This window comes from Micromonospora sp. CPCC 205554 (assembly GCF_036902745.1).
Lineage (GTDB): Bacteria > Actinomycetota > Actinomycetes > Mycobacteriales > Micromonosporaceae > Micromonospora > Micromonospora tulbaghiae.
In genome coordinates, this window is sequence record NZ_JBAKHP010000063.1 from 1 (window position 1) to 1,435 (window position 1,435).

At 67.7% G+C, this 1,435-nt stretch carries 1 protein-coding gene; it reads left to right on the forward strand.

The window, feature by feature from the left end; genetic code table 11:
• The first annotated feature begins 121 nt into the window (after positions 1–121).
• On the forward strand, positions 122–1,342 hold the full coding sequence (locus V6U82_RS31470; RefSeq protein ID WP_334467648.1) for an IS256 family transposase: 1,221 nt from the start codon (positions 122–124) through the stop codon (positions 1,340–1,342).
• Positions 1,343–1,435: the final 93 nt, after the last annotated feature.

A 1,435-nucleotide genomic window follows, 5' to 3' on the forward strand; every position in this document is an offset into this window, starting at 1 on the left:
GGTTGCGTCCCGCCGGGTGGTGTAGAAGCTGACCTGCCACGGCGTGCCGCCGAGGTAGGGGTGGGTCATCGCGTGAGTCTCTGTGTGAACGACCAAGAACACGCAGAGGACGGAGTACGCGATGACCCTGGACCAGTCTGCCTTGTTGGAGGTGCTGGATGCACTCAAGGCAGCGGAGGTGAATGATCGTGTCCGGCAGGCGGCGGAGACGATCTATCAGGCGTTGATCGAGGCGGAGTTGACCGCGGTGATCGGCGCCGCCCCGCATCAGCGCAGCGAGACCCGCGTGGCTCAGCGCAACGGCCACCGCCCCCGGACCCTGACCACCACCGCGGGCGACCTCGATCTGCGGATCCCGAAGCTGCGCACGGGCTCGTTCTTCCCGAGCCTGTTGGAGCGGCGCCGGCGGGTGGATCAGGCGCTGTTCGCGGTGGTGATGGAGGCCTACCTGCACGGTGTGTCCACCCGCAAGGTCGACGACCTGGTCAAAGCCCTGGGTGCGGACTCGGGGATCTCCAAGTCGGAGGTGTCGCGGATCTGCGCCGACCTGGACGAGGAAGTCGGTGCCTTCCGCGACCGGTCCCTGGCCTCGGCCGCGTTCCCCTACGTCTTCCTCGACGCGACCTACTGCAAGGCCCGGGTCAACCGGCGGGTGGTCTCGCAGGCGATCGTGGTCGCCACCGGGGTTCGGGCCGACGGGTGGCGGGAAGTACTGGGCTTCGCCGTCGGCGACAGCGAGGACGGCGCGTTCTGGACCGCGTTCCTGCGCTCACTCAAGGCCCGCGGGCTGGGCGGGGTGCAGCTGGTCATCTCCGACGCCCACACCGGCCTCAAACAAGCCATCAGCGCGGTGCTGCTCGGCGCGGCCTGGCAACGCTGTCGCGTGCACTTCCTGCGCAACGTCCTGGCCCAGGTGCCCAAGGGCAACGCGGAAATGGTCGCCGCGGCGATCCGCACTATCTTCGCCCAACCCGACGCCGCCCACGTGCGTGAGCAGCTCGACGTCATCGCCGGCATGCTCGGCCGGCAACTACCCAAGGTCGAAACGATGCTCCGCGACGCGGCACACGACCTGCTCGCCTTCACCGGATTCCCGCCCAGCCACTGGAAGAAGATCTGGTCGACGAATCCGTTGGAGCGGCTGAACAAGGAGATCAAACGCCGCACCGACGTCGTCGGTGTGTTCCCCAACCCCGAAGCCCTGCTCCGCCTCGCCGGCGCCGTCCTGGTCGAAGCCCACGACGAATGGCAGACCGGAGACCGCCGCTACCTCGCCGAAGGCAGCATGGCCCAGATCAGCACCACCGCGAACGCCCCCACCAGCGAACTCATCGCTGCCTGACCAGACCCGTTGTCAGCTCGACAACGAACCGGAAAACTGAACAGCACACAGGGCCTCACGCAGGCGATCTACACCACGCCACGGGACGTGACC

Coding starts and splice junctions, on each gene's coding strand:
- V6U82_RS31470 (WP_334467648.1), top strand. CDS start 122: ATGACCCTGGACCAGTCTGCCTTGTTGGAGGTGCTGGATGCACTCAAG.